General features: G+C 66.2%; 18 protein-coding genes and 2 pseudogenes. 9 read left to right on the top strand and 11 right to left on the bottom strand.

Features of this window, described 5'->3' with window-relative positions:
* Nucleotides 1-85: 85 nt before the first annotated feature.
* Nucleotides 86-1501, bottom strand: coding sequence for a glucose-1-phosphate adenylyltransferase (gene glgC, locus ACQCSU_RS01585; RefSeq protein ID WP_426977875.1), 1416 nt, complete (start codon nt 1499-1501; stop codon nt 86-88).
* A 101-nt stretch (nt 1502-1602) separates the two neighbouring features.
* Between glgC and glgA the strand changes: the two genes are divergently transcribed.
* Nucleotides 1603-2808, top strand: coding sequence for a glycogen synthase (glgA, locus tag ACQCSU_RS01580; RefSeq protein WP_426977874.1), 1206 nt, complete (start codon nt 1603-1605; stop codon nt 2806-2808).
* 92 nt (nt 2809-2900) lie between these two features.
* On the opposite strand, the gene ACQCSU_RS01575 is transcribed toward glgA, so the two are convergent.
* Nucleotides 2901-5054 (bottom strand): acyl-CoA dehydrogenase, encoded by a 2154-nt coding sequence (locus ACQCSU_RS01575; protein WP_426977873.1) that lies wholly within the window; start codon nt 5052-5054, stop codon nt 2901-2903.
* Nucleotides 5051-5800, bottom strand: coding sequence for a TetR family transcriptional regulator (locus tag ACQCSU_RS01570; protein WP_426977872.1), 750 nt, complete (start codon nt 5798-5800; stop codon nt 5051-5053). Before ACQCSU_RS01570 ends, ACQCSU_RS01575 begins: the two co-directional genes overlap by 4 nt.
* 60 nt (nt 5801-5860) lie before the next feature.
* Here ACQCSU_RS01570 and ACQCSU_RS01565 point away from each other — a divergent pair, with 60 nt between their 5' ends.
* Genes ACQCSU_RS01565 through ACQCSU_RS01555 form a run of 3 tightly spaced genes read left to right on the top strand, consistent with a single transcriptional unit; the run spans nt 5861 to nt 9486 of the window.
* Nucleotides 5861-7228 (top strand): acetyl-CoA C-acetyltransferase, encoded by a 1368-nt coding sequence (locus ACQCSU_RS01565; RefSeq protein ID WP_426977871.1) that lies wholly within the window; start codon nt 5861-5863, stop codon nt 7226-7228.
* A gap of 9 nt (nt 7229-7237) precedes the next feature.
* Nucleotides 7238-8578: a 3-oxoacyl-ACP reductase gene (locus ACQCSU_RS01560; RefSeq protein WP_426977870.1), complete on the top strand. Its 1341-nt coding sequence runs from the start codon at nt 7238-7240 to the stop codon at nt 8576-8578.
* Complete coding sequence (locus ACQCSU_RS01555) at nt 8575-9486, top strand: MaoC/PaaZ C-terminal domain-containing protein (protein ID WP_426977869.1); 912 nt, start codon at nt 8575-8577, stop codon at nt 9484-9486. Before ACQCSU_RS01560 ends, ACQCSU_RS01555 begins: the two co-directional genes overlap by 4 nt.
* Before the next feature lie 260 nt (nt 9487-9746).
* Here ACQCSU_RS01555 and ACQCSU_RS01550 read toward each other — a convergent pair whose 3' ends face one another.
* Nucleotides 9747-10013, bottom strand: a complete 267-nt coding sequence (locus ACQCSU_RS01550; RefSeq protein WP_426977868.1) for a GlsB/YeaQ/YmgE family stress response membrane protein — start codon at nt 10011-10013, stop codon at nt 9747-9749.
* A 608-nt stretch (nt 10014-10621) separates the two neighbouring features.
* Here ACQCSU_RS01550 and ACQCSU_RS01545 point away from each other — a divergent pair.
* The 4 genes and pseudogenes from ACQCSU_RS01545 (at nt 10622) to ACQCSU_RS01530 (ending at nt 13400) form a co-directional block, all read left to right on the top strand.
* A complete protein-coding gene (locus ACQCSU_RS01545) occupies nt 10622-11038 on the top strand; it encodes a hypothetical protein (RefSeq protein WP_426977867.1) in 417 nt (138 codons plus the stop codon).
* Nucleotides 11039-11057: 19 nt separating this feature from the next.
* Nucleotides 11058-11276, top strand: a pseudogene (locus tag ACQCSU_RS01540) (hypothetical protein); the annotation flags it as partial.
* Between the two features lie 1031 nt (nt 11277-12307).
* Nucleotides 12308-12565 carry a hypothetical protein gene (locus ACQCSU_RS01535; RefSeq protein WP_426977866.1) on the top strand — a complete coding sequence of 86 codons (258 nt, stop codon included), beginning with the start codon at nt 12308-12310 and terminating at the stop codon, nt 12563-12565.
* A gap of 625 nt (nt 12566-13190) precedes the next feature.
* Nucleotides 13191-13400: a low affinity iron permease family protein gene (locus tag ACQCSU_RS01530; protein WP_426977864.1), complete on the top strand. Its 210-nt coding sequence runs from the start codon at nt 13191-13193 to the stop codon at nt 13398-13400.
* Between the two features lie 1002 nt (nt 13401-14402).
* Here the strand turns inward: ACQCSU_RS01530 and ACQCSU_RS01525 are convergent.
* The 7 genes and pseudogenes from ACQCSU_RS01525 to ACQCSU_RS01495 all read right to left on the bottom strand — a co-directional run.
* A pseudogene (locus tag ACQCSU_RS01525) lies at nt 14403-14950 on the bottom strand (Nramp family divalent metal transporter); the annotation flags it as partial.
* A complete protein-coding gene (locus ACQCSU_RS01520; protein WP_426977863.1) occupies nt 14947-15243 on the bottom strand; it encodes a hypothetical protein in 297 nt (98 codons plus the stop codon). The gene ACQCSU_RS01520 and the pseudogene ACQCSU_RS01525, both read right to left, overlap by 4 nt.
* A gap of 256 nt (nt 15244-15499) precedes the next feature.
* Nucleotides 15500-16621, bottom strand: coding sequence for a YihY/virulence factor BrkB family protein (locus ACQCSU_RS01515; RefSeq protein WP_426977862.1), 1122 nt, complete (start codon nt 16619-16621; stop codon nt 15500-15502).
* A gap of 74 nt (nt 16622-16695) precedes the next feature.
* Nucleotides 16696-17307: a DUF3618 domain-containing protein gene (locus ACQCSU_RS01510; RefSeq protein WP_426977861.1), complete on the bottom strand. Its 612-nt coding sequence runs from the start codon at nt 17305-17307 to the stop codon at nt 16696-16698.
* A 14-nt stretch (nt 17308-17321) separates the two neighbouring features.
* On the bottom strand, nt 17322-17744 hold the full coding sequence (locus tag ACQCSU_RS01505) for a phage holin family protein (RefSeq protein WP_426977860.1): 423 nt from the start codon (nt 17742-17744) through the stop codon (nt 17322-17324).
* Nucleotides 17741-18697 carry a hypothetical protein gene (locus ACQCSU_RS01500; RefSeq protein WP_426977859.1) on the bottom strand — a complete coding sequence of 319 codons (957 nt, stop codon included), beginning with the start codon at nt 18695-18697 and terminating at the stop codon, nt 17741-17743. Before ACQCSU_RS01500 ends, ACQCSU_RS01505 begins: the two co-directional genes overlap by 4 nt.
* A gap of 481 nt (nt 18698-19178) precedes the next feature.
* The gene (locus ACQCSU_RS01495; RefSeq protein ID WP_426977858.1) at nt 19179-19328 is read right to left on the bottom strand and encodes a hypothetical protein; all 150 of its coding nucleotides are present in this window, start codon (nt 19326-19328) and stop codon (nt 19179-19181) included.
* 128 nt (nt 19329-19456) lie between these two features.
* Between ACQCSU_RS01495 and ACQCSU_RS01490 the strand changes: the two genes are divergently transcribed.
* On the top strand, nt 19457-20599 hold the full coding sequence (locus tag ACQCSU_RS01490; protein WP_426977857.1) for a glycosyltransferase family 4 protein: 1143 nt from the start codon (nt 19457-19459) through the stop codon (nt 20597-20599).
* The last annotated feature ends 278 nt before the right edge of the window (nt 20600-20877 follow it).

The raw sequence follows: 20877 nt of genomic DNA, 5'->3' as shown, positions 1-20877 counted from the left end.
CGGGGGAGCTCATTGCCCCAATTTTACAGCCTGCAGGGAGCCCGGCCAGCCGTTGTCGCCGGGCTCCCGCTCCAGCAGATCCGGCTCAGGGCGTTTTGGGTGACTGCGTGCCGGGCACGCCGACACCCACGGCCGCGGCCTGGACTTCGCGGACCTTGTCCACGGAGTCCCGGATGGCGGGCCACTTTTCCGTGGCGGTCCTGACAGCATCCGGCACGAGGTGCAGGTTTGCGGCCGACAAGGCCCGCTCGGCGTCGTCCGGTTCCGGGACGAACTGACCCTTGGACAGGACCGTGATGCCGGAGTCCGTGACCTTGAACCCGCGGGCCCGGTCCAGCTCGTGGTCCAGGCCGATGGCCGCCCCCGCGGGCACCCTGACGTTCTTGTCGATGATGGCGCGTTTGACGACGGCGCCTTCGCCGATGTTGACCTTGTCCATCAGCACGGAGTCGAGCACCCGGCTGGAGGTACTGACATAGACGTCGTTGGACAGCACGGAGCCCTCCACGATGCCGCCGGAGACTACGACGCCGCTGGCTACGATCGAGTCCAGGGCCGTGCCGACGGTGCCGCCCTGGCCGCGGACAAACTTCGCCGGCGGGGAGATGCTCTGCCGGGTGTAGATGGGCCATTCCGAGTTGTACAGGTTGAATACCGGCACGGGGGAGATGAGGTCCATGTGCGCGTCGTAGAACGAGTCGATGGTGCCGACGTCGCGCCAGTAGGTGCGGTCACGTTCGGTGGAGCCGGGGATGTCGTTGAGGGTGAAGTCGTAGACGCCGGCCTCGCCCTGGTTGACGAAGTAGGGAATGATGTCGCCGCCCATGTCGTGCTTGGTGTCGAGCCGCTCCGCGTCGACGTGCAGGGCTTCAACGAGGGCGTCGGCGTTGAAGACATAGTTGCCCATGGACGCGAGGAACTGGCTGGGATCGGCGGCCAGGCCGGGCGTGGAGGAGGGCTTCTCGACGAAGGCGGCGATCTTCTGCGGATTGTCCTGGTCCACCTCGATGACGCCGAACTGGTCGGCCATGTTCAGCGGCTGGCGCACGGCGGCGACAGTTGCCTTGGCGCCGCTGGCAACATGCTGTTCCACCATCTGGGCGAAGTCCATGCGGTAGACGTGGTCGGCACCGACAACCACCACAATGTCCGGGTTGGCGTCGTGGATGAGGTTCAGTGACTGGTAGATGGCGTTGGCGCTGCCGAGGAACCAGCTCTTGCCCACGCGCTGCTGCGCGGGGACCGAGGCGACGTAGTTGCCCAGCTGCGTGGACATCCGCCAGGTCTCGGAAATGTGGCGGTCCAGGCTGTGCGACTTGTACTGCGTGAGGACAACGATCTGCAGGTACCGGGAATTCACCAGGTTGGACAGGGCAAAGTCTATGAGCCGGTAGCTTCCGGCAAAGGGTACGCCGGGTTTGGCCCGGTCCGCCGTCAACGGCATCAGCCGGTTGCCCTCGCCACCTGCAAGGACAATGGCCAGAACTTTCTTATGCGGCATGGTGGTCGCTCCTGTACGCCTTCGTAACTCCCCAACGGTCCGGCACGCCCGAACGTTCTTCACACTAGATCAGTTACACCGTAACGACTACCTTGGGGTTTGTGCGTATAGACATTGTGACCAAAGAATTCCCGCCCGAAATCTATGGCGGCGCCGGGGTCCACGTGGCCGAACTCAGCAGGGTGCTGGCCCAGCACGTGGATCTGCAGGTGCGCGCCTTCGGTGCGCCCCGTGAACCCGAGTACCACGGAGCGACGGTCACGTCCTACCCGGTGCCCGGGGACCTGGGCGGGGCGAATGCTGCCGTGCAGACGCTGGGGGTGGATTTGCGGATCGTCCCGGACATTGCCGGCGCGGATCTGGTGCACTCGCACACCTGGTACGCCAACATGGCCGGGCACATCGCCGCGCTTCTGCACGGGATTCCCCATGTGCTCAGCGCCCACAGCCTGGAGCCGCTGCGGCCATGGAAGGCCGAGCAGCTCGGTGGCGGTTACGCCGTGTCTTCCTGGGTGGAAAAGACCGCCTACGAGTCCGCCGCCGCGATCATCGCAGTGTCCGAAGGCATGCGGCAGGACATCCTGCGCAGCTACCCCGACGTCGACCCCGCCAAGGTCAAGGTGGTCCACAACGGCATCGATGTGAGCCAGTGGAACCGGGACGAGGGCGACGACATCATCCGTGCCCTCGGCATCGATCCGGAGCGGCCGAGCGTGGTCTTCGTGGGCCGCAACACCCGGCAGAAGGGCGTCCCGTACCTGCTGCGGGCCGCCGCGAAGCTCCCGGCCGACGTCCAGCTGGTCCTGTGCCTGGGTGCTGCGGACACTCCGGAGCTGGCGGCCGAAACGGCCCGCCTGATCGAGGAGCTGCAGAGCCAGCGCAGCGGCGTCATCCTGATTGAGCGGATGTTGCCGCGCAACGAGGTGATCCAGGTGCTCAGCCACGCGACCGCGTTCGCGTGCCCGTCCATCTACGAGCCGCTGGGCATCGTGAACCTTGAGGCAATGGCCTGTGGCGCCGCCGTCGTGGCCAGCGCCACCGGCGGCATCCCCGAGGTGGTCCAGCACGGCGAGACCGGGCTGCTGGTCCCGATCGAGCAGGTCACGGACGGCACGGGCATCCCGCTGGACCCGGAGAAATTCGTCACCGACTTTGCCGCCGCGCTCATCGAGGTGGTGTCCGATCCCGAGCGGGCCCGCGCCATGGGCCAGGCCGGCCGGCGCCGCGCGGAGGAGCACTTCTCCTGGGAATCCATTACCGAGACCACCCTCGAGGTGTACCGCTCGGTGCTCCCAGGCGGCTCCTGACGTCCCCTTCTGAAGAACAGACGGCGACGGCGCCGCCCCGGCTGTGGGGGCGGCGCCGTCGTCGTTCGGCCTGTCGTGGTCCGGCAGGCCCGTCAGCTCCGGGACGCCTTCTTGTCGAAGGCCGTGCGGGCCAACAGGATCTTCTCGTCCACGGGCGCCTGGCCGCTGGCGCGTTGCCGGCGGAAGTACTCCCGCGCCTCGTCCTGGCGGAGCTTTTCCGCGCCGGTGGCGATCTCGGCGCGGAGGTGTTCCGGGCCGAAGCCGAAGGCGTCCACCAGGTCCAGGGCGTGCGGGCGGATTTTCACCAGGAGACGGTTGATGTATTCGCCCACGGTGCGGCCACGCTGCATGGACAGCCGGCCGTTCATGAGGTACCAGGCCAGGTTCTTCTCGATCAGGGACAGGCCGAAGAGGTCCCGGAGCCAGGTCAGGACCACCTTGGTGCCCGGGTCCGTGACCTTGCCGAGGGCGTCGGTGAACGCCTCCCACTGCAGCAGTTCGGCGTGCGCATGGGCGGCTTCGATGAGTTCGTTCTGGTGCTGGTTGAACAGCGCGGCTCCCTGCTGCTGCGGCAGCTTGTTCGCCCCCTTCAGGCCAGCGGCCACCTCGGCCACCATGGTCTGGACCCGGTCCGTCAGCAGGGCCCGCTGGCTGGCTTCGTCCTTGATCGCGAGGGCCGCCTTCTGCACCGAACCCGAGTCGGCCACGAACTGGGCAACGCCGCGCAGGCCGGTGCGGTGGATCGCGACACCGGTGGCCTGCCCGACGACGTAGCGGGCCAGCACCCCGAAGTTCACGGTGCGGAATTCCCTGGCGTAGTCGGCCAGCAGGCGCTTGGCGACGAGCTGCAGCAGGACCGTGTTGTCGCCTTCGAAGGTGGCGTAGACGTCGAGGTCGGCGCGCAGCGAGGCGAAGCGGTTCTCGATCAGGAAGCCGGCGCCGCCGCAGGCCTCGCGGCATTCCTGCAGGGTGTCCAGGGCATGCCAGGTGCTGAGCGGCTTGAGGGCCGCGGCGAGGGTCTCAAGGTCCTGGCGGTCCTCGTCGGTGTCGTTCCTGCCGGAGAACACGTCGTCGAATTTCTGCAGCAGCTGTTCACTGGCGAAGCTCGCGGCATAGGTGGTGGCCAGCCGGGTGAAGAGCCTGCGCTGGTGCCGCTGGTAGTCCAGCAGGACCTCCTCGTCCGTCCGGGAGGAGGCGTTGAACTGGCGGCGTTCGGTGGCGTACTGGATGGCGGTTTTCAGGGCCAGTTTCGAGGCCGTCACCGCGGCGCCGTCGAGCGATACGCGGCCCTGGACCAGGGTGCCGAGCATCGTGAAGAAGCGGCGGCCCGGGCTGGAGATGGGGGAGCTGTAGCTGCCGGCGGCGTCCACGGTTCCGTAGCGGTTCAGCAGGTTCGTGCGGGGGATCCGGACGTGGGTGAAGTGCAGCCGGCCGTTGTCGATGCCGTTCAGGCCGCCCTTGACGCCGTCGTCGTCGCCGCCGATGCCCGGCAGGAATTCCTTCGTCCCGGGGTCCCGGAGGTCCATGTAGAAGGCGTGGACGCCGTGGTTCACGCCGTTGGTCACCAGCTGGGCGAACACGACGGCGGCCAGGCCGTCGGCCGCGGCGTTGCCGATGTAGTCCTTCCAGGCAGCCCGGAAGGGCGTGTGCACCACGAATTCCTCCGTGGCGGGGTCGTAGGTGGCGGTAGTGGCGATGCTGGCCACATCGGATCCGTGCCCGGTCTCGGTCATGGCGAAGCAGCCCGGTATGTCCAGGCTCATGATGCCGGGCAGCCACTTCTTGTGGTGTTCCGCGGTGCCCAGGTGGTTCACGGCGGAGCCGAACAGTCCCCACTGGACACCGGCCTTGATCTGCAGCGACGGGTCGGCGATGACCAGCTCCTGGAAACCGGCCACGTTGCCGCCGTGATCATCCGAGCCGCCCACGGACTTCGGGAAGGCGCGGTGCACGGCGCCGTTGTCCACCAGGATCTTCAGCTGGCCGAAGGCGCGTTTGCGGTGTTCAGTGTGGGTCAGGCCCTCGGTCTTGTACAGTTCCGGCCGGCCGGCCAGGGCCCTGGACTTCAGCCGTGTGTCGGCCCACTTTCCCAGCAGCAGCTCACCAAGCGCCGCAACGTCGACGGCGGCGGCTCCGGCCACCGCTGCCGGTGTGGCTGCCTGCGGCGTCGGGGCCGGGGTGGACTGGGTGGTCCTGCTGCCGTTGCCGGTGGGAATTCCGGCGGTTCGGTCCGTTAGTTCAGTCATGTCGATTCCTTCTTTGGTTCTGACAAGGTCGGTTCTGAAGTCTTGGATTCGAGGTTCCGGAGCTCGGGCGCGAGCCCGAGGCACAGCCAGTCGGTGATCTGGCGCGCCATCGCCTCTTGATCCGGTTTGCCGGGAGAGGCCGGACTCGCGAGCCATTGCTCGCCGGCATTCCGGACCAGGCCGATCGCGGCGTTCGGCCAGTAGCCGATCACCGCTTCCCGTCCGGCGGACGGGGCCAGGTGGCTGCGCATGGGCCGGGCAATCATGTCGCTGATGGCGGCGAAGAAGTGGCCCAGGGCCCCGGCCGTGGCGATCGGACCGTTCGCCGTTCCCGCTTCGCCGGGCGCATAGCGGGTCACGAAGGCATAGACGTTGGGGCTTGTCTCGGCCATCTGCAGGTACGCGGAGACCATGGCGAACAGCCCCTGGCGGGGCGTCTGGGCGCCCTGGGCGGCTTCCTGGATGCGCCGCTGCATCTGGCTGAGCACCACTTCGCCCACCGCCTGCTGGAGCCCGGCCTTGTCCCCGAAGTACCGGTAGAACACAGATTTGGAGGTTCCTGCCGCTGCGGCGATCTCCTCCATGGAGGCGTCGCTGCCCAGCGCGTGCACGGCCCTGCGGGCTGACTTGATCAGCTCCCGCCGTCGATCCTCGCGGTGCTGCTGCCAGCGGGAGGCACGGCCGTCCACGGAGGACGAAACGTCCGGGGCAGCACCGGAGTCCGGAAGATCCACGGGATTGTTCACGATACCCAGCGTATCAGGTACGCTGGGTACCGGTAACCGCTTTGATCTAAGGAGACAGCCATGTCCGTCCACGGACAGTCCGCACCCGGACTCCAGGATTCGACCCCGTCCGCCGCCCCGGCAGCAGTGCCGCAGCTCCGCAGGGCAGTGGTGGTGGGCGGCAACCGGATTCCCTTCGCCCGGACGGGGGGCGCCTACACCAAGTCCTCCAACCAGGACATGCTCACCGCGGCCCTGGACGGCCTGATCGCCCGGTTCGGCCTGCAGGACGAACGCATCGGCGAAGTCGCCGCGGGCGCCGTGCTCAAGCACTCCCGCGACTTCAACCTGACGCGCGAAACCGTGCTTGGCTCCGCGCTCTCCGCCGAGACCCCGGCCTATGACCTGCAGCAGGCCTGCGCCACCGGGCTGGAAACGGTCCTGGGACTCGCCAACAAGATCAAGCTCGGCCAGATCGATTCAGCCATCGCCGGCGGCGTCGATTCCGCCTCGGACGCCCCCATCGCCGTGAGCGAGGGCCTGCGCGAGGTCCTGCTGGATCTGAACCGTGCCAAGACGCTGCCCCAGCGGCTCCAGGTCCTCAGCCGCCTCCGGCCCAAGGACCTCGTCCCCGATGCGCCGAACACCGGCGAACCGCGCACCGGGCTCTCCATGGGCGAGCACCAGGCGCTCACCACCGCCCAGTGGAAGATCACCCGCGAGGCGCAGGACGAGCTGGCGTACCACAGCCACCGGAACCTCGCCGCCGCCTATGACGCAGGCTTCTTCGACGACCTGCTCACCCCGTACCGCGGTCTCACCAAGGACTCGAACCTGCGCGCCGACACAAGCCTGGAGAAACTGGCCACACTCAAGCCCGTCTTCGGCAAGAACCTGGGCGCCGCGGCCACCATGACCGCCGGGAACTCCACACCCCTCACCGACGGCGCCTCCACCGTGCTGCTCGCCTCCGAGGAATGGGCTGACGCCCACGATCTGCCCAAGCTGGCCGCCGTCGTCGACGGCGAAGCGGCGGCCGTGGACTTTGTGCACGGCAAGGATGGCCTCCTGATGGCACCAGCCTTCGCCGTGCCGCGGCTGCTTGCCCGCAACGGCCTGACCCTCGATGACATCGATTTCTTCGAGATCCACGAGGCCTTTGCCGGCACCGTACTCAGCACCCTGGCTGCCTGGGAGGACGAGGAATTCGGCCGCACCCGGCTCGGACTCAAGGGTGCCTTCGGCAGCATCGACCGGTCCCGGCTCAACGTCAACGGCTCCTCGCTCGCCGCCGGCCACCCCTTCGCTGCCACGGGCGGACGGATCGTGGCCTCACTGGCGAAGATGCTGCACACCAAGGGCCGGGTGGACGGACGCCCGGCGCGGGGGCTCATCTCGATCTGCGCCGCGGGCGGCCAGGGCGTAGTCGCTATTCTTGAAGCACCCTAGGGGGATCCGATGACCGACAAATACACGCAGCTGGTGAGCCGGGGCCTGGGCAAGGACATCGCGCGGAAGCTCGGCCTGCCGCAGCCCGTGGAGCTCCGGCGCCATAAGCCGGGCCAGCCGCTCATTGACGGGCCGGTGCTGGTCCAGGGCGCCGGAACCGGCGCCGAGGAACTGGCGTCGACCCTCCTGGCCTGGAACCTGGATGTCCGGCGGCATGCGGTGCCGAAGGAAAAGCTCGGCGCCATCATCCTGGTCCTGGACGAGCTCACCGGGCCCGAGGACCTGGAGAAGCCCGTCCTCTCGGCCGCCACCTCACTGCGCGACCTGGCCGCCAACGCCCGCGTCATCACCGTGTCCCGCGCCGCCTGGGACACCACCGAACCCGCCGTCGCCGCGGCACGCCAGGGCGTCGACGGGCTGCTCCGTTCGCTGGCCAAGGAACTCCGCGCCGGTGCCACCGGCAACGGCATCCTGCTCGCCGACGGGGCCGGTACCACGAGTCCGAGCACCCTGGGCGCACTGCGCTTCTTCCTCTCGGGCCGCTCCGCGTACGTTGACGGGCAGTTCCTGACGGTCACCTCAGGTGCCGGGCAGCTGCCTGCCGACGTCGGGAAACCGCTGGCCGGCAAGGTCGCCGTCGTGACCGGTGCCGCCCGGGGCATCGGCGCCGCGATTGCGCGCACCCTGCACCGGGACGGCGCCACCCTGGTGGTCGTGGACATCCCGGCCGCCGGGGACCACCTCGCCAGGGTCGCCAATGAGGTGCACGGCACGGCTCTGCAGCTGGACATCAGCCGCGAGGACGCGGGGCAACGGATCATTGACCACGCAGTCCAACGCCACGGCCGGCTCGACATCGTGATCCACAACGCCGGGATCACGCGGGACAAGCTGCTGGCCAATATGGACCAGGGCCGCTGGAACTCGGTGATCGCCGTCAACATCGCCGCACAGCTGCGCATCAACGAGGCACTGCTGGCGTCCGAGCACTTCCGGAGCTCTCCGCGGATCGTGTCCGTTGCCTCGACGAGCGGGATCGCGGGCAACCGCGGCCAGACCAACTATGCGGCGTCCAAGGGCGGCGTGATGGGCATGGTCCGGGCCACGGCTCCGCTGATCGCCGTGCACGGCGGCTCCATCAACGCCGTGGCCCCGGGCTTCATCGAGACCGAGATGACGGCCCGGATCCCTTTCGCCACGCGCGAGGTGGCCCGGCGGCTCAACTCGCTGCAGCAGGGCGGCCAGCCGGGAGACGTGGCCGAGGCCATCGCGTTCCTGGCCAGCGACGCGGCCGCCGGGATCTCCGGCGACGTGCTGCGCGTCTGCGGGCAGAACCTGGTGGGAGCATGACCGGCTCCCAGCCCGTCATTCTGGGCGAGATGCCCTCGCTCTCCAAAATGTATGTGAACGCGGCAGCCACCGCGGCCCGGCGCCGCGTGCTTGGCACCCATGCGGGCACCGCCCTCCCCGACGGCAGCCATGAGGTCCGCGGCGTGAAGGCAGGGGTCGCGAATCTCACCGCGTACCAACACCTGATCGGCGAGACCGCGAGCGACATCCTCCCGGCCGGCTTCATCCATGCGCTGGCGTTTCCGCTGGCCATGAGCGTGATGAACCGCGACGACTTCCCGCTGCCCCTGCTCGGCATGATCCACCTGGGCAACCAGGTGGTGCAGTCCGCGCCGGTGCGCTTCACCGAGGCCGTGGACATCCGGGCCCGGGCGGAGAACCTGCGTGGCCACCGCTCCGGTACCCAGCTGGATCTCGTGGCCGAGGTGCGCGGCGCAGGGGATGGCGACCTCCGCTGGCGCGGCGTGTCCACCTATCTGGCCAAGGGCGTGTTCCTGCCCGGAATCGACAAGCTCTCGGCGCCGCCGGTGCAGGTGGACTTCAGGGCCCCGGATCCGACGGCGCTGTGGCAGCTGGGCGTGGATACGGGACGCGCCTACGCCGCCGTTTCCGGCGACTTCAACCCGATCCACTTGAGCGTCCTCTCGGCCAGGGCCCTGGGGCTGCGGCGGTCCATCGCGCATGGAATGTACCTCGCCTCGCGGGCACTGGCGGATGTGGGCGCCGTGAAAGGGGAGGCCTTCCGCTGGGATGTGGCCTTTGAGGCTCCGGTTTTCCTGCCCGCCCGCGTGGCGCTGGACATCAGCACCGTCCAGGACGACGACGGCGGCTGGCAGCGCTCGGACTATGTCGCCTGGAGTCCGCGTTCCGGCCGCAAGCACTTCAGCGGAGCAGTGGCGGCACTGTAGGGTTTCCTCGCCTGGATCGACGACCACGGCGGCCGTCCGCGGGAACCACCGTGGGCGGCCGCCGTCGGCGTTCCCCGGCGCTTAGCTAAGGGCTACACAATTGAACGTTTGCGTGTCTGCGGTGTCGGCATGGTGACGGTCAGCGGCGGCCCACTGTAGAGAGCGGGCCGTCGCCATATGAAATGGAGCACGCTTGGACCGAGGGAGGCCGGTCAGCCCGAGGCGGTCTGACCCCTGGGGAAAACATTGGTCGTATGGTCTCATACCCTGCTTCTGCGGCTGGCAACGGCGCCATATATCAGCAGCACGATGACGGCGCCGAGGATTGAGAGAAGCCAGGTCCTCAGGTCGAAGAAGTCACCCAGGCCTCCGCCGAAAATCAATGAACCGATCCAGCCGCCGAGTATTGCTCCCACGACGCCCAGAACGAGGGTGATCACCCAGCCCCCGCCCTGCGGGCCGGGAAGGATGGCTTTAGCGATTGCTCCTGCGATAAGCCCGAGCAGGAGAAATCCGAGAATTCCCATGGCTGTACTTCCTTTCGGTAGGACCGTCGCGTGTTAAGCGGCCGTACCCATGAGTTAATCAGCATGCTTACGGCTCTGCAATGCCCACCACTCTAGACGACATGAGGGGGCCCCGGTTTGGGGCTGGAACCTCCGGTTCAAGTTGATCCGTGGGTTGCCATGCGGGACCGTGGTCTTGCCAACGGTAGAGCCACATTTGAAGGTGTGGAGGTTCCAGCTAAGGCTGAGGATACGAGGTTCACGGGGGTGTTGGGCTGATCCTCTATATGTGACAGAAAGTCGAGGGGTATTTGAAGCTCGGCGAAGGTTTCCCGGAGACCGCGCACGGATTCTTTACTCCGGCATCCGTACCGTGCGAAGTCGAAGAGATGTTTCGCTACGACAGGGTCTTCTTTGGCTGCTGCGATGGCGGCGCCCAGTGAATCCATTGCCTGTTTCCACAGCACGTCTTTGTAACCCCTTGCGGGGGCGGACTCATAGACTGCGGTAGTGACAGACCTCCCAGCCTGATGACTGCAGTCCTCTCTCCCGGCAGGCCGCGTGGATGACCAGCGCCCCGGAGGTCGTTGGCCCTACTCTAAGGGGACGCCAATAAATAGAATTGCGTCATGGAACAGCTGCAGGACACGAGTGCTGAAGAACCGGCGTTGTCTGCCACCACGGTTTTCGCCAGTCTCGCGGAGTTGAGGGACGCCCCTGGCTGTAGCCCAACGGCAATAGCCGAACGGCTAATAAACTCGCTGGGCATGGATGCTGCGGCACCCCTGCTGGGCGTCAATGTGGAACTTCTGGATCGCTGGACATCGGGCCAGGATGCGCCGAATGCGGCTGGCCGGCTCCAGCTTGCGGACCTGGACGCCCTTGTAGGGCACCTCCACTGTGCTTTCACGCCGGCCCAGGCCATGGTCTGGATGTGCAGCCCCAACGTGCAGCTGGGCTCCAGACCAATCGATGTTTACCGCATTCAGGGATCGGCGCCCGTGATCGGCGCCATCCGGGCCCACGTGCAGGAGGCCTTCGGCTGATTGGATTCTCCGGGCGGAGACCGACCAGGGCACAATCTCCGTGATCGGCCGGACCTCAACGACCTCCAAGTCCAGTGTCTTCGCCGCCGGTGACGTCATCGACCCGACCTACCGCCAGGCCATCACCGCCGCTGCTTCCGGCTGTGTCGCCGCTCAGGACGTCGAGCAGCCCCGATCATTGTCATCGCACAGTCCGTGGACGCGGATGGACAAGGAAGTCCGCGACGAGCAGCTCTAGGCGCCCTGCGATCAGGCGCTGAACTCTCCGGCGCTCAGCTTTCCAATAGCGCTGCTCTCAAGGTTCTCCAACAGGTGCCGCGGATTGTCGTATACCTCCGCGGCACGGACTTCATTCAGATTGCCTTGCGCGGGGCCGCGCACCGACCGCCGACTCCGGGTCCCCGGCATCTGCTTCATTGGGAACTGAAGTGTGGTTTTCTCATTCAGCCCAGGACAGGGTGCTGTCAAGGGACCCCAGCCAGAAATCAAGCGCCGCTACCTTGTCGCTGCTGCTGAACAGGGATTGATGCTACCGGATGCTTCAGCGCGACGGGTGGGACCGGCGCCCGGGACACAGGTGGAGCCCCACGCGGAGGGGTTGCCCGGCACAGGCGGTGGCCGGAAGGCGCCCCTGCACCGCCGGTTTCGGCTTGGAGAGTCCAATTCCCGCGACAGTCTGATGCCCGACCGGGGGAGATATGTCCTGTTGCCAGCGGTCTGCGTAGGTGCCGGCTGGGTCGTGTCCTGACCTCCTTTCGGGTGTCCTCCGGCGCAAGGTCTTGTCGGGTGGCGCTGACGGCTCTACCGTGGTGCGGGGGGCTACATGAGCCGGCGGAGCATCCGGCGCCGGGGCATGCGTGGCCGGGAACCGCTTAAGGAGGCACTATTTGACGCTATATCAGCCTGAACCAGTGGAGATCTCCACCCGGATCCGCCCTGGAGAATGGACGGAGGAAAGCCTTTCTGCGACTGTGGCCGCGTATCGGCGCGAACTTCTGGGAATGGGGGCAGCGCCGTCCGAGATCAAGGTCGTGACTGATCGTGATGAAAGCGGCGGGGTCAGCGTGGTGGCCACCTGGACGAAGCCCGACCTGATCGGGGAACCTGGGATGACCGGGGAACCAGGGCCAGGAGCCACTGCCGGCTGACCAGCGCCCGGGGCCGCTTCTGAATAGTCCGCGGGAACCTGACCTCCAGCGGCGTCTTTGTGCCGGTACTCCGAAGGTTCTGAGGTGAGGTTGAGCTGCTTGTGGCCGGTTTGCCCGCTTAGTGATCAGTAGTATTTTTCTTGGCCGGGTGTTCCTCGCCGGCTGGATGGCGGGCCTGTTCGAGATGGTGCGCGAGCTTTTCTTCAGCGTCCGCGCGCCGTTTCCCGATGGTGCGCATCTGCTGCGTGGTCAGGTTTTCGCGCCGGACTTGGTGTCCGGAGTGGCGTGCGCGCCCGGCTCCGCCGGGAGCGCCAGCGGCGGGGCCATGTTCGGGGTGATCGCTCATGGAGAAATCGTCCCACAGCATTTCCGCAAGTAAAAGTGACCACATTTTCTCCCTGCAGACGACCTCGAAGAGACTCGCGGTCGACCGGACTTCCCAGGCCTGTCCTCGAGGCCGATCTCCAGAGGGTGTTGTCAGCCCGGGCTCTGGTGTCTTTGTCAGCACTTAGGCCGGAGTTACGCTGATCCATCGGGGCCGCCACCCTGATGAGGCCACGGTCGGCGGGTCCCGGACAGTGCCCTTCCGAACAAAAGAGTCAGTCAATGTCTCCCATCTCCCCTCCCCGCAAACCCGCTCGTGCCAAGGGCCCGCACAGACAGCGGCTCTGGTGCACTCAATGCGACAGCGCCGAGCACCTGATCATCGAGTCCATCCAGCCTCTGGAACCGCCAAGAACAGGGCTCGTCCATGCCGCGCACTCGTGCAGTGACCGCGGCTTCTTCTATGAGCATCCGGCATTTGGGGCGCTCGTTGCCGCGATCTTGAACGGTCCAGGCCAAGGGGCTGGAGTGCTGAAGTTCGGCGGCGTGTATCTTCATTGCGGGGAACCGATGAGGACGGCCGGCTCCCAGCACCGCAGCATCTACGCGCCAGCGTCTACCGATCCTTCCCCGACTGTGCCACTGGAGGTATATCTGCGCACTAAACTCTTGGCCTGCGGTTGCGGATTCCCTGGAAATACCGGAATGATATCAACCCGGCCACAAGGGGTCACCGGCCGATTCTTGGCTGTTCCGATACCTGGCAACTGGTTACCAACACGAGCACCACCATGGTGGCGTTCCTGATGGTGGTCATCAACCGGGACAAGGAGGTCGGCGTGTGGATCGGTCATGCTCGAACTCAAGGTGAGCAACGCCAAACGCTATGACGCCGAGAATGTGGGCGAGAAGGGATGGGATTTCCACCTGGAGGCCGCAGCGGCACTGCAGGACTTTCGTTTGTAGGTAGACCTCCAGCAGTCCCATGGACGGTCTGGATAGACGGGAGGCCGCTCTGGTGTCCTGCCGGTCACGGTGGGACGATGCATGTATGAGCGAGAATACGACGCACCGTTCCGACCGTTCTGCTCCTCGCGAAGAGGAACACGGGCATACCCACCCAGAGAAGCGATCCACGCAGCAGATGCGCACCGTGGCGTCAACGCCGCCGGGATTCCGAGAGAAGCTCGAAACACCACAAGCGCGAAGCCGGACAAAATCGACGGACTGATCCGGACGACGGACGACGGCCGACGGCCGACGGCCGATGACTGTCGACGGTAAGGGAACGGCGCTCCGCGCCGGAGGAAATCACGAACGCAACCCAACAAGAGGCCCCGGCGGGGTCGATGAGGTGAAACACGTAACCGGAAGGAAAGCCGATGGGCGGAAACACGCGGGCAGATGACAAGGGGAACAGCAACTCTTTCTCGGCGTACCTGCATAGCCATCTGATGGCTGCGTCCGCGGGCGAACGGCTGTTCGAGCAGGCGGCCAAGTCCTGGGCAGGTTCACCTCTCGGGACCGAACTGAGCCGGCTTGCCGTGGAGGTAAGCGAGGATAAAGCAGCGCTCCAGGAAATCTGTGAACAGATGCATGTGGACATGCCCGCGTATAAGAAACCTCTGGCATGGATCGGGGCGCACCTGGCCGCCTTGGACCCGCTGAATCCGATGCATTCCCCTGATGGGGCCGCCGGACAGCTGGAACTGGAAGCGCTCATTGCAGCAGTCTCCGGCAAAGTGCTGCTCTGGAAGACCCTCATCGTTCTGACCAGCACCGACCTGGAAATCGACCAGAACCGGATACAGCGTCTCCTCGATCGCGCAGTGGGACAGATCCGCGACCTGGAACCACTTCTCTTGGATACAAGCGGGAGCCGGCTCGCCCCTGTACCAGTATGAGGAGACGTTTTCCGATTCGGGGACGGCCGCGGTGAGGGCCTGCCCGGCCAGGGAACCCCAGTCAGGTTTGAGGAGGAAGAGTGCGACGGCGAAAACTATCAGGCTCAGCCCGAGCAGGCCGGTGACGTTTTCCATGATGGAGAATTTCACCCGCCAGATGACCAGCCAGACCGCCAGGACGGCCACGGGGATCCACAACAGATAGTGGACACTGCTGGCCAGTTGGAGCGCCAGGGAGATCCCGCCGAGTTCCAACCGTCATCAGGTTAATGAAAAACGATGCCCCGAGGTTCGCCAGGCCGGCACGGGCGCCGAGCCGCTCCCTGATCACCTCAAACGTCGCACGGCCGGACGCTGCAGCTACCCGCCCGGACATGTTCGCGAACAGGCAGATGCCCAGCTCCGACCATCACCACCCAGACAAGGGACAGGCCAAAGCGGGAACCGACGACGGCGTTGGTCACCAGGTCGCCGATGTCGACAAAGCCTCCGATGGCGGTCAGAACGCCCAGGGCGACTCCCAGCAGCCGCTTCATTTCCCGCCCAGCCGCTTCTTCAGTTCCGACAGCCTGTCCGCCGCGGACTCCAGAAGACTGTCCGTTTCGGCGATTGACGGGGCACCGTCAGCACCGGACGCGGATTCGATGACTGCGACCATAGCGGCCATGCACTCATTCATGACCGACAGCGCCGCGCCGCGCACGTCGCGGTCCTCCTGCACCATGGGGGAGAGCTCCAGGACTGTTGTCCGCGCCTTTCCCAGCTGCTGCCGGGCATCCTCGAGCGCAGTTGACGCAGCGACGTCGGTTAATTGTCCGGATGCATCCATGGCGGCAGCCAGATGTGCCGTCCGACAGCCGAAATGCTCTCATCGACTGCCTGAGACACAGACTCCGTAACGCCGCCGGCGGCACAACCACCAAGCAACAACGAAAAGGCCAGTGGAAGGGCCGCGCGGCAACGGCAGGTCGTTCGTCTCTGCCCGCCAGCTCCCATGCGTGCCTCCAGATTTTCGGGACGAACCCGACCGGTCGAAAGGGCTTCACCTGCCCCGGAAACTCTGACCGCCGGGCCGGCGGTTTACGCTAGGGGCTTTGGTCCCGCCGCTCGCGGTCGTGACGTTCGCGCAGGTCGCGACCCCGCCGGATGTCCGCTTTCTCGCGGGCCTGGAGCTTGTCGCTCTGCTTTATGTCCCGGGGCGGCAGCTGGATGGTTTCCTCGGCCTTGATGCCGGCTTGGAGCTGGCGCCCGCGCTCCATCTCGGCGTCGAACTCGGCGCCGAAGAGCAGGGACATATTGAGGATCCACAGCCACAGCAGCATCACGATGACGCCGCCGATCGTGCCGTAGGTCTTGTTGTAGTTCCCGAAGTTGGCGACATAGAAGCCGAAACCCAGCGAAGCGATCACGAAAATCATCAGGGCAATGAAGGAACCCATGCTCATCCAGCGGAACTTCGGCTGCTTCACGTTGGGTGTGGCGTAATACAGGGTGGCGATGACTGCCACCACGAGCAGCACGATCACGGGCCATTTGAGGATATTCCAGGTAGTCAGGAAGACTCCGCCCAGTCCAATCGCGCCGCCCACGGCCTCGGCCACAGGACCGCTGAGCACCAGCATGGCGGCCGTCAGTGCCACAATGACTACGGTGGTGAGGGTGACTGCCAGCATGGTGCTCCGCAGCTTGAAAAAGGGGCGGCCTTCATCGACTTCGTAGATGCGGTTCATTGCCCGGCCAAAGGCACCGACGTAGCCTGACGCGGACCATAGGCCCGTCAGGACACCGACGATCAGTGTGATGCCGGCGGCCGATGAGCTGGTCAGCTCCTGGATGGGCTGTTTGATGATCTCCAGCGTGGTGCCGGGCGCGATGCGCTGGGCGATTTCCAGTATTGCCTCGGTGGTCTTCTCGGCCTGCCCGAAGATGCCGAGCAGCGAAACGAGGGCCAGCAGTGCAGGGAACATGGAAAGGACGCCGTAGTAGGTCAGGGCGGCGGCGAGGTCCGGGCACTGGTCCTTGGTGAATTCACGGAGTGTCTTCTTGGCGATGTATTTCCATGAGGGCCTGGTGACTTCGGTGGGGCTGTCCGGTTTGCGGGAATCGTCCGGGTCGGGTGCCGTCCGGGCCTTGGCGGTGCTGCTTTCATCGGTTTCAGCACCGGTATTCGCGGTGGTGCCGTTCTCGGTGGCGGGGTTGTTGGCCATGGGAAACATCCTCAAATCTGCCGGACAGGCTTGCCCCGCCGCAGCGAGGACAGGCCTGCCCGGTACCGGTGTGGCTACACCTCCCGGACGTTGTCCTTGGCGTCCTCGGCGCGGTATTTCACGTCGTCAACGGCGGTTTGGCCTTCTGCTTTGACGTGGTCGGTGGCTTCCCGAGCGGTTGCCTTGACGTTTTCCATTGCTTCCTGCGTGGGCGCCTTCAGCCCTTCGGCGACGTCCTTCGCCGCTTCGGTCAGTTCGGTCGTGAGGGGCTCGGCATTGGCCTTGAGTGTTTCGGCGGCCGCCCGTTCCTTCTCACTGGCCGGGATCAGGGACGAGAGCAGCATTCCGGCACCGAAGGCGATCAGGCCGGCAGCGATCGGGTTGCCCTGGGTCTTCGCTTTGAGCTGGTGCGGCGCGTCACCGATCGCCGCGCCGGCGTCGGCCAGGTGCGCGCCGGCACTTCCGGTGACCGCATGGGCGCCTGAATGGACCCGGTCTGTGGAGGTGTGCTCGGCTGCTCCCATGACTTTCTCCTTCATGCCGAACACGGCGTCTTTAACCTTGTCCGTTTGCCGCTGGACTATGTGCGACGGGGTGACTTTGTCGGCCACGGCGTCGACGTCGGTGCCGAGCCGTGCACGGGTTGCTTCGATGTCGGCGCGGATGGCGTCCGGGTTTTCAGTCATCGTGTGTACCTGCTCTAGTGGCTGGGTTTGAGGGTGGGTGGTATTTCCTGGAGCGTCTCCGCGGTCCGGGGCATGCCCTTGATCGCGTTGAGCTGCTTGCGGCCGACGGCGGCCAGAACAGCGGCGATAATGCCCCAGATCACAGCGAGGACGACGGCGGACCAGCCCAGCCCCGTCACCGTTCCCAGCGCCCACCAGAGCGCCAGGGAAAGGAACAGGAGCACGAAGTGACCGGCCACGCCGGCCCCGGCCAGCATTCCGCTGCCCTTCCCGGCGCGGGTGGCCGACTGCTTCAGCTCGGCTTTGGCGAGTTCCACCTCCTGGCGCATCAGCGTGGACATGTCCCGGGTCACGTCTCCGAGCAGGTCACCGAGGGACGTCGTCTCCGCCTTCGCTTGCGCAGCCGAGGGAGGTGTTTCCGGAAATTGGCTGCTCATCGCCGACCGCCACCGAGGGGATCGTCACGGTACGGGACGTCGTCCGCACGGTCGCCGGCCGGCGGGGCTTCCGGGACGCCGTGGCCGGCCATGGTATCGCCGGACCGCTCGTCCTGCTGCGTTCCTTCGTCCGCAAGCGGGTTGGGCGGATAGATGTCCGCCGGATGCGTACTGGGAGCGCCCGCATACGAGCCCGCACGGCCGTCTACGCCTGCCATTCCAGCGGTCGTGACATCCGGGCCCGGCAGCTGAACCGGAGGCGGGGGAACGGCCGTTCCGGCTCCGGCCTGGTAGGAGCCGGAGGTGCGGTCATCGGGAGCGCCGGAGATCGGTGCCCGTTCGGCACTCCCGCTTCCTGCCGTAGCGGCCTGGTTGTCCGGGGCTCCCTCGCTGAGGCTGCGCGTCAACCGGCCGGCCAGGATTCCCGCCCCGGCCGCCAGGAGCAGGAACGTGCCCGGGCGCTGCCGTGCAAAGGTCTTCACCTCGTTGAGCAGCGAGCCAGGGTCCCGGCCCTCCAGCCACGACGCCACGGAGGCAGACCGGTCCGCCGCCTGTCGAACCAGATCCGTGGCCACGCCGGGCTGCACGGAAGCGTCAGCCATCGTGCGGAGCTCGCCGGAGATGGAATGCATGCCCTGGGCCACCTTTTGCTGCTGCATCCCGGCCTGGTCCGTGAGGTCCGTCTTTGCCATGTAGAGCAGATCCTTGGCATTGGCTTTGACCTCACCGGCGACCTTGGTGGCCTCGGCCATAGCGGTTTCCCCCACGTGCTGCGCGGAGTCGGTTACCTGGTGGGCAACATCCCCGGCCTCATGCTTGGCTGTCTCCGTCTTCGACGGCGAACCCGGTGTACCCGGCGCCGCCGGATAAGCGGCATCGTTCGGGACGGACGTTTGCTGGCTGGCCCCAAGGGTGCCGTAGCTCCCGTCCTGCGGCCATTGGCTCTCTGTCATCTTCGCGCTCTTTCCAAACGGTTGGCTGCTGATCAAGATCCAGAAATTACTGGCGATAAAATCGTAAGCTTGATTACTATCAGATAGTAAGTGCCTTGCTGCATCAATTTTGTGGGTGATGGCAGGCCCCGATTCGGGGTTTGACTGCCCTAGCGCCCCGGCCTCGGACACGGGGGCGGCTCCGGATGAACCGGGGAGGATGCAAGCGGTCTGCCATCGGCCAGGACGCCACAACTACGAACGGGCCTGAACATGAATGCGGGACGGCATGGGAGCGACACAATCGGCGAACGCTCGTTGGCTGCGTACCTGCACCGTAACCTGATAGCCGCGGCGGCCGGTGAGCGTCTCTTCGGGCAGGCGGCCAGGACCTGGAAGGGCTCGCCCACGGCGAAACTCTCGGCCGGCTCTCGAGGGAAGTCGGCGCCGACACGGCAGCCCGTCAGGGCATTACCGACGATATTGGCCTGAGCATCCTGGCCTACAAAAAGCCCTTTGCCTGGATCGGTGCGCAAGTCGCGTCGCTTGGCCCGCTCAACCCGCTGTACGCAAGGACCGGCGCGCCGCCGGACAGCTTGAGCTCGAAGCCCTGATCGGCGCCGTCACCGGCAAGCTCTTCGGCGACGGCCATCCTCCCGTCATCTTCCGGCGCGGAGTTGGCGGGCCCCCGGGGTTCGGGTCATCACGCGCCGTGCCCCAGCGTGGCGGAACCGATCAGAAGCGCTTGGCGGCGCGGCGGAACCGGGCTAGCCTTGCGCTATGCGGATCGGCATCGTGGCCCCGCCCTGGATTCCCGTGCCGCCGCCGGGATACGGGGGAATTGAATCGGTGATAGACACCTTGGCCCGTGGCCTGGTCCGGGCGGGACACGAGGTGTTGCTCGCCGCGCCGCAGGAGAGCACGTGTCCGGTCCGGACGGTTCCCGGGACCGGGTCCGCGAAGGGCGTCACCATGGGCAACACCCTGGACGAGTTGGAACACGTCGTTCGTGCGTACGCCGCCATGGCGGACACCGATATCATCCACGACCACACGCTCGCCGGCCCCGTGTACCGCCACCGGCCTGCCGGCGTTCCGGTCGTGACCACGGTGCATAGCCCCTTTGCGGCAAAGGTCCGGTCACTCTGTCGGGCCTTCGACGCCGATGTGGCCATCGTGGCGATATCGGAGCACCAGGCCGGCACGGCAGCGGACATTCCGATCGCGGCCGTCATCCATCATGGCCTGGCGATGGACGGGATCCCCGTCGGCCGGGGAGACGGGGGCTATGCGTGCTTTCTGGGCCGAATGCACCCGCACAAGGGAGTCACGCAGGCCATCGAGATCGCGCGGGCGGGCGGGGTTCCGCTCCGCATTGCCGCAAAGATGCAGAATCAGCAGGAACATGAGTACTTCAACACGCAGATCCGGCCAAGGCTAAGTTCCAATGAGGAGTTTCTCGGCGAGGTGGGCGGCCTGGAGAAATACGAGCTGCTGGGCGGAGCACTTGCCCTGATCAATCCGATCCAATGGCCGGAACCTTTCGGGATGGTCATGATCGAGTCGCTGGCGGCGGGAACCCCGGTGCTGGCCACTCCCAACGGTTCGGCCCCCGAAATTGTCGAAGACGCGGTCAGCGGCTTCCTCAGGTCCACGACCATGGGGCTGGTGCGTGCCCTGCCGGACTGCGAACGGCTGGACCGGACGGCCTGCCGCCGGGCCGTGGAGCAGAATTTCAGTGCCGATCGAATGGTCGCCGCGCATCTTGCCCTCTACACCGAGATCTGCGCCGGCACCGCGGCACCGACGGTCGCTGCGGCCGCCCCGGAGCCCATCAATACGTGGCGCTTCCCCGACCGACAAATGGCGCTGCCCGGTTCCACCGTTTTTGTTGACGATGGCGGCATCGACGCTGCCCGATGACGAGCCGCGCTTCGGATCCAACACCGGCGGCCTGTGTGTGGCTGCGCCAGGGCGATAGATTATCCCTCGGCCACAGGATCAGATGCGGGTGCCGAGTCGAATTCGGGCCGGCCTGTCCGGTGCCGGCGGTTCAGCCGTCGCTGCCAATCCCGATGGACCTCATCCGGGGAGGACGGTCGGAGCATCGCGGCGCCACGGAGCGGCCGCGACTCTTGAGCGCGGAACGCGGCCGCTCCGCTGTTCCATCAGTCCGCGGACAGTCTCGGTTGCGACCACAG

Origin of the sequence: Pseudarthrobacter sp. O4 (assembly GCF_050157025.1) — a bacterium.
GTDB lineage: Bacteria > Actinomycetota > Actinomycetes > Actinomycetales > Micrococcaceae > Arthrobacter.
The sequence above is the reverse complement of the archived record's forward strand: the minus strand, read 5'-3'. Positions and strand labels throughout refer to the sequence as shown.

What these genes read in the sequence shown, in the direction of transcription:
- glgC (WP_426977875.1), bottom strand. Translation starts at nt 1,501, where the DNA reads ATGCCGCATAAGAAAGTTCTGGCCATTGTCCTTGCAGGTGGCGAGGGC.
- ACQCSU_RS01575 (WP_426977873.1), bottom strand. Translation starts at nt 5,054, where the DNA reads ATGACTGAACTAACGGACCGAACCGCCGGAATTCCCACCGGCAACGGC.
- ACQCSU_RS01565 (WP_426977871.1), top strand. Translation starts at nt 5,861, where the DNA reads ATGTCCGTCCACGGACAGTCCGCACCCGGACTCCAGGATTCGACCCCG.
- ACQCSU_RS01560 (WP_426977870.1), top strand. Translation starts at nt 7,238, where the DNA reads ATGACCGACAAATACACGCAGCTGGTGAGCCGGGGCCTGGGCAAGGAC.
- ACQCSU_RS01555 (WP_426977869.1), top strand. Translation starts at nt 8,575, where the DNA reads ATGACCGGCTCCCAGCCCGTCATTCTGGGCGAGATGCCCTCGCTCTCC.
- ACQCSU_RS01550 (WP_426977868.1), bottom strand. Translation starts at nt 10,013, where the DNA reads ATGGGAATTCTCGGATTTCTCCTGCTCGGGCTTATCGCAGGAGCAATC.
- ACQCSU_RS01545 (WP_426977867.1), top strand. Translation starts at nt 10,622, where the DNA reads ATGGAACAGCTGCAGGACACGAGTGCTGAAGAACCGGCGTTGTCTGCC.
- ACQCSU_RS01520 (WP_426977863.1), bottom strand. Translation starts at nt 15,243, where the DNA reads ATGGATGCATCCGGACAATTAACCGACGTCGCTGCGTCAACTGCGCTC.
- ACQCSU_RS01515 (WP_426977862.1), bottom strand. Translation starts at nt 16,621, where the DNA reads ATGGCCAACAACCCCGCCACCGAGAACGGCACCACCGCGAATACCGGT.
- ACQCSU_RS01510 (WP_426977861.1), bottom strand. Translation starts at nt 17,307, where the DNA reads ATGACTGAAAACCCGGACGCCATCCGCGCCGACATCGAAGCAACCCGT.
- ACQCSU_RS01505 (WP_426977860.1), bottom strand. Translation starts at nt 17,744, where the DNA reads ATGAGCAGCCAATTTCCGGAAACACCTCCCTCGGCTGCGCAAGCGAAG.
- ACQCSU_RS01500 (WP_426977859.1), bottom strand. Translation starts at nt 18,697, where the DNA reads ATGACAGAGAGCCAATGGCCGCAGGACGGGAGCTACGGCACCCTTGGG.
- ACQCSU_RS01495 (WP_426977858.1), bottom strand. Translation starts at nt 19,328, where the DNA reads ATGGCCGTCGCCGAAGAGCTTGCCGGTGACGGCGCCGATCAGGGCTTC.
- ACQCSU_RS01490 (WP_426977857.1), top strand. Translation starts at nt 19,457, where the DNA reads ATGCGGATCGGCATCGTGGCCCCGCCCTGGATTCCCGTGCCGCCGCCG.